This window comes from Oscillibacter sp. (assembly GCF_032060045.1).
Taxonomy (GTDB): Bacteria; Bacillota; Clostridia; order Oscillospirales; family Oscillospiraceae; genus Oscillibacter.
The window spans coordinates 1-6,296 of record NZ_DAMBZJ010000067.1 but is presented as its reverse complement, the minus strand read 5'-3'; the positions used below and the strand labels follow the sequence as shown (position 1 = coordinate 6,296).

The 6,296-nt window shown below is 53.9% G+C and carries 2 protein-coding genes; both read right to left on the bottom strand.

The genetic code is table 11. The features are described from left to right. The coding region (locus tag RT018_RS15475; protein WP_312943209.1) for an LPD38 domain-containing protein at nt 1-4,936 on the bottom strand (4,936 nt) is incomplete at its 3' end. 16 nt (nt 4,937-4,952) lie between these two features. Continuing rightward, the coding region (locus RT018_RS15470; protein ID WP_312943208.1) for a hypothetical protein at nt 4,953-6,296 on the bottom strand (1,344 nt) is incomplete at its 5' end.

The window sequence follows — 6,296 nt, the reverse complement described above, 5'->3', positions numbered from 1 at the left end:
AGGCATACTCCGCGCCGAAGCATTCCCGGTTCGCCTCCCGGTAGGCGGTATCCACTGCATCGTCCGAGGTTCCCTTCAAATGCTTTTTGACAGCATCTTGATAAACCTCTACTGTGCCCAGCGCGTTTTTCTGAATCCCGTTCAAAACCGCCTTGGCCTCCCGTACCTTCTCCCGCTTTTGTGCATCCGTCAGCGTCTCACTGGATTCAATGTTTCGGATTTTAGCATAGATATCGCTGCACGCGGAAATCTGCTTATTCCAGAACCGGCCAACCACTTGCATGGAAACGTCCCCGCCGTTTTTTTCATAGGTGATTTCATCTCCCTTATCATAGAAATCACCGCTGATGCGATTGCTGGAAACGCTGTCCACTGTAAATGCCTTTGAAAAAGCATCTCTCTCCGCCTGTGGCGTCAGCAGCGGCAGCATAAAATCTCCTACCACGCCGGAATATTGATCAAGAAGATAGTTAATTTTCTTCGGGGAAAGGTTCAATTGTTTTCCTATCCACTTTGAAAAAACATCCGTAGATGTGTCATAGCGCTCTCCCGGAGCATAGTTCCGAAGCCGCTGGTTTTCAATGTCCCCTCCGTACCATGTTTTCCCCGGGCTTTTGGAATCAAGCAAATCAGCGTCGAACAAGGCTTTCAAAATGTTTTGGTTCAGAGGATTAGCAGGGGCCACTTGATTTCCCACCGTTGCAAAGAATTCTTTCCAATCTACATCTTCCCCCTTGAGAAGATCACTGATCCGTTGCCCAGTCATGCCCAGCACCGACAGCTCCCGTCCCTTCGGCAGTTTCAGCCACAGGCCATCTCCGATTTTAAATAAATAATTGGTGTCCTTGTCACTCGCTTTCAGATCGTCCCAATCATCGTCTCCCTGATAAAGCAGCGCGTTTAATAAGGCCGGGGCTACGCCCAGCGCGACCGCGCGGACTGCCAGTTTCGCCCACTCTTTGGCGCCCTTTGTTTCCGTGGCTCTCCGAACCATCCGGTCAAAGCCCTGAATGCCCGGATTCAGGAACGGTATATAGTTTGCGTTCAGAATTTTCCCCAGCGTTCCAGCCCGGCCAAAGTTGACCGTCACATCCGCCGCCGCGTGCATCGCGTCCATCAGGTTCTCTAAGGAGCCGTCCCCTTTTTCAACGATGCTCATGAATTCCGCCAACCTGGGGGCTTGCTCCATCGCCATGTTCATGGCTTCCACACGCCCCAGCGTCTTCTGGACCGCCTTGCTGCTTTCCTTCACGGTCCCGGTTTGATAGTCGAACACAGAGGAAAATGAGCCGCCCAGCGCCTTGTACTGTTTCCAGTATTCACCGTTAGAGGCAATTTCCTTTAGGGCCAGAGGATAATTCTTCGTAAATGCTGTCAAATCACGGCTGTAAAGTCCAGCCGTTTGCAGGTCCCTCACCGTGTTTCTAACGGTAAATGTCGGGTTATACCCCGTTACCAGCGCCTTAAACAGTTTATTCCCTGCCCGTATCCCCTGCACAAGCTTATTGGTTTCCTGACGGTCGGGAGACAGCGCTTTTACCGCGTCAAACAACGATGGGTCCACCGACATTTCCATCAGCTTGCCATCCTTGTAAACAAAGAATGTGTTGCTTTTCTGAAACGCCGGGTCAGTTTCAAGGCTGTCAAAAGCGTCCATGCTGAAACCTGCGTCGTATTTCTGCACGTCGCTGATGTACTTTCGGGCCGCCTGCGGTCGATTGCTCCAGTCCTCCAGCAGACGCTGGCCAAAACGGTTCTTGCTCCCCTCCCTGACGACGGACATGGTTTGTTTCCCTAATGCCTCATGAATGGGAATTAGTTTTGTATTTCCGCCTTCAGCCTGCCCCACGGTTTTCCCAATCTTTACAGATTTTAGGCCGGTTCTATTTTCTTCAGTTTCTGTCACGCGATAGGTAGGCACGTAATTCGGATAATACTTTTCCAGAAAATCCGCATCCTCCTGTGTCATAAGCCCACTATCAATCCGATACTGCATCAAATTTTTGATATAGCCCCGAACCTGCTCTTGATACTCTGCAAATTCCGGATGCTCGTGCAATAGCCGCGCAGCAGTGTCTCTGCTCATGTCCGCAGTTACTTCGTAATCGAAAACAGGCTTGTTTCCAAGTCTGTCTGCCTGATTAACCTTTCTCAGCAGGGATATGCGCTCCCGGGCCAGCTCCGCCTCAAAATCCAAACCCTCCGCTTTTCGTCGCAGCCTTGCTTCCGTAATTGTGGCAATGTCTGGATTTTCTCGGTCAAATTCCGCCAAGGCCACTTCCGCTTCCAGTTTTGCTGTATTTTCTCCATTGTCAATGCTCATCCTGTCAATGTTGTGCAGATGATAAAGATACTGCTGAAAATCTTTGTAGTAGCCTTTTCCCTTCGCGCGGATAGGATCAAAAATGGAAATCAGGCTTTCTCCAACACGCTTTCCGCCAATGTCAGTTTGCATCCCATTCAGCATATTGATTCCTGCAGAAGAGGAAGCCCGGGCCATATTGTAATAATCGTAAAGATACTGGTCGCCGGTCAGCTTTTGAAGTTTTGTAACACTGTCTCCCGCGTCCACCATTTTTCGCATGAAATAAGACCGGGCGTTTTCCGCAGATTGCGCCAGCGTCTGCTTCCGGGGCGTTGTTGCGTCTGACATCAGCCCTTCTGCGTTTGCCAGCGCTTCCGCCCGCCTGTCTTCGGAGCTTGTGACGGGGCTGGCCTGGTCTTCCCATAGCTTCCACAATTCGTCCAAGTCTGCCTGACTGACAGGTTCTTTTGTGGATTCCGGCGGGGCCTCCATTTTTTTCAGCCTATCGTCCGCCGCCGCCTTTGCATAGTCTCTTTCGGTCATGCGCTCTCCGGGTTCGTTCTCGCTTCTGGACAATGCATCCAGATACCCCTCTCCGTCTGCCGACACATAAGAGCCGCCCGGCAGTTCCGTATCTTTGCGCAGTACCCCCTGCTCCGCCGTCTCCAACCGTGGCATTTCAATTTCCTTGGCACTCTCCCGCTCCGCAGCCTTTCTGGCATTGTCCCGCGCCACCTGCTGATTGGCCTGAATTAGATTGTCTTGTATGGCCGTCGGCAGGTTGGAATTCCGAATACTCCGCACCGTCTCCGCGTCAACATTCGCGGTAAAATCCCCCTTGCTATTTTCATCAGAGAGGGATATACTATGAGGAGAAAGCTCGGTATCAGCTACGGTGCTCTTGGGGGAAACTCCGGACCCGTCGGAGGCGATATCCGGGCTTTTCTCATGCCCGTAAATCAGATTCCCCTGCTGATCTACCGCTTCGTGCAGGTAATACCGGTTTGCATTGTCCCGCACCACAATTGCGGTGACATAGGCCGTCTCTCCACGGTATGTAACAGGCGCCGCAAACACAAAGGAATCGTATCCGCGTCCCTTCCAGTTTTTGCGATAGGCAATTTGTTTTCCCTGTTGAATCACAGCCGGAACCGCCGCGAACAGTTCAATTTTTGCTTCCCCGGTTCCGTGTCCCACCAGACTGTTTTTAACCTTGGATTTTGAAAACAGTACCTCTCCGAAGTTCGGCCGTACCACCTTGTCTTTCAGACCTTTTACGAAGTCCATCACGCGGTCAGTTGCTCGCCCCTCCGAAGAAATCTCCGTTCCGCTGATGTTGGCCACCGGCTCCACGCCCACCATGTCCCGGACGCTTTCCCGCAGCAGGGACACTGCCCCCTTTCCGTCCGCGGCCTTTGGATCATCGAAGCTCACCGTCTCCAAAATCGGGGCGGTGTTTTTTTGCGCCCCCTCCAGCTTCACCCCGTCCTCCGTGAGCTTCACATTGGGCGAATTTGCCGCCCGGTTGATAAGAGTCTGCCCGCCGCCGAGAATCCCGCCAACCACCGCACCGCCCGCAAATTCCTCCGCCGCGGTGCGTGGATTCAGCACGGCGTTTTCGTCCTTGACAGATGCCAGCGGGTTTTGCTTCTGGTACATCAGGTTTTGCAGCCCCCGCTCCATAATGCCCTGCGCAACTTCTTCTTTACCCTCGTCCACCATGGAATTAACCCACGCTTTTAGAGCAGAGCCGCCCTTTTGCAGTTCTTTGGGCAGCGTCTGAATGCCGCCTCCGACCTCAATGGCAGCGTTGAGTAGACCGTTTCCCATGGCGTAAAGGTTCGCCGCCGTTTCTCCGGCTCCGTCCGCTTTCGCCTGCTGATAACTGTCACCAGCCACCTGAGAAAAAGCCAGCCAATACTGCGGGTCTTTTGCAAGGCTTTGCACCATTCCCCGGGCTGCGGCTATGGCCCCGCTGCTCTGTGCCGCCGCGGATGCCGCCTGAAGCCCTGCGGTCCCTGCTGCGCTCATTCCCGCCGTTGCCACGGCGGTCAGGGCCTGCGGAACCGCCGCCACGGTAGCCGTTCCGTATTTGTCAACTATTTCCGCCGCTTTTCCTCCCTGCTCCACATTGGGCTGAAAATACGCTTGGTTGGTTTCCTTGGCCTGCTGCACCCTGCGGTTCAGCGCAGAGACGGGGTTATTGCTCCAATCCTGCCCCAGTAAATTCCCAAGGCCGGTAATATTCTGCCCCACCAGCCAATCCGCCGTGCTGGTCACCCCGCTCATGGCGCTGTCAATTCCCTTTGTTGCAATGCCTCCGGCAAGCTTTGCCGCAGAGAAATCATCCTCATTTTTCGGCTCCTTTGCAATCGCGTGGCTGTGCTTCTTCCAAGAGGATTTTGCAGCCGCCCTTCGGTTGGCGGTGTTGCTTGTTTCACCCAGCACCGGCGCGCCGGTCTTCTGAGCAGCAATGCGGTTTCGCTCGATGATCTGTGCAACCGTCTCCGTATTGGACACAGGCAGGGACGCGTTTTGCGTCCCTGCCTTATTGTTATTTTCGGCCAGAAAATTTGGCTTCTCTATATTCCCGTTGCTTGCGAGAAAATTCGGTTTTTTATATGCTGCCATGTCGTCCTCCCAATCTTTACAGCCCGGAAATCTCAGCTTTTTGCATATCAGACATCTGATTCCAATACTGATCGACTATTTCTTGTGCTCTGGTTCGATTTCCCGTTGCCAGCAACGTTTGAATCGTGCGCTTCACATTACTGAAGCCCTCCATCCCATTTGTCCCATACTTTGTCCACGCCTGCTCCGCCGTCAGGCCTCCTGCCTTTGCAGAGGACGCGCTGCCCCACTTTCCGTCGGCTGTAACGCCCAGCTTCTTTTGCAACTGCTGAACCTGCGCGGTCGTCAGGGAGCCGTTGCTGTATCCTCCTCCGGTCCCCCCTGTCCCGGTGGTCCTCGTGGCCGTCGCAGTCCCCGTCTTTGCTCCGAGGCTGTTGAGGTACACGCTGCGAATGGCCGCCGCCTCAGTCTGGGACAACCCCGCCGCGGCAAGTGTGGTACTGTCCGGCATAATTCCCGCGCTCAACAGTTCCATGGCGTTTGTCCTTGCTGTGGTCTGATTCTGGGTGTCAAGGCTCTGCTGATTCCAATAATCGCTGTTGTCCATCTGCTTCTGATTCCAGTAGTCGGCATTGCTCATGCTCTGCTGCTGTTGTACATAGCTGGACCACTGGCTTTGAAGATTCTGAAGATAGCTCGAAAGGCTCTCCGCCATCTGCTGATTCCCGGATAGCTGCGCCTGCGAAATGGCGCTTTGCAGTTCCTTCACCGTGGCCAGCCGCTGCTGCTCAATGGAATTCAGATTGTTCTGATAGTTGCTTTCCGTCTGAATGCGCTGACTGTCCGCCATGCCGCCGGCGTATCCGGACGCGGAAAGCTGCTGGTCAAGATTCTTCTGCCCCAGCATTTTTGCAATATAGGCCTGACGTGCCAATTCCGCGCTGTCCTGATTGGCGGTGTCGATCTGCTGGGTATAGCTCTGCGTGGCTGCGTCCACCGCCGCCTTTATGGCGGCCTGCACCTGCTCGTTATAGTCCTGATAGCCGGATGCGTTCAAAAAATCTTCCCACGTCCCGTAATTCTGCTGCTTTTGGGAGACGGAAGACGGCAGATAACTGCCGTACAGGCTGGTTGCCGACTGGCTCCCGGTATAATCAGAAGAATTGATTTTTTCATTACGAAGCTGTTCATACACGGCCGCACTGGCAAGATCGCCCTTGGCCTTGGCCGCGTTGATGAGCGCCTGATAGTCTGTGCCCTGGTCCACTCCGTTCTGAGCGACATAGTTTCCTCCGGAGTCCCGATACGTTCCATTGTAAGGGGTTCCGTCGCCATTATAATAGGTACCGTCCACGATATATCCGGCGGAATCGGAAGTCTTGGCGCCGCTTTTGGCATAGCCCAGCTCGTCATAGGTCAC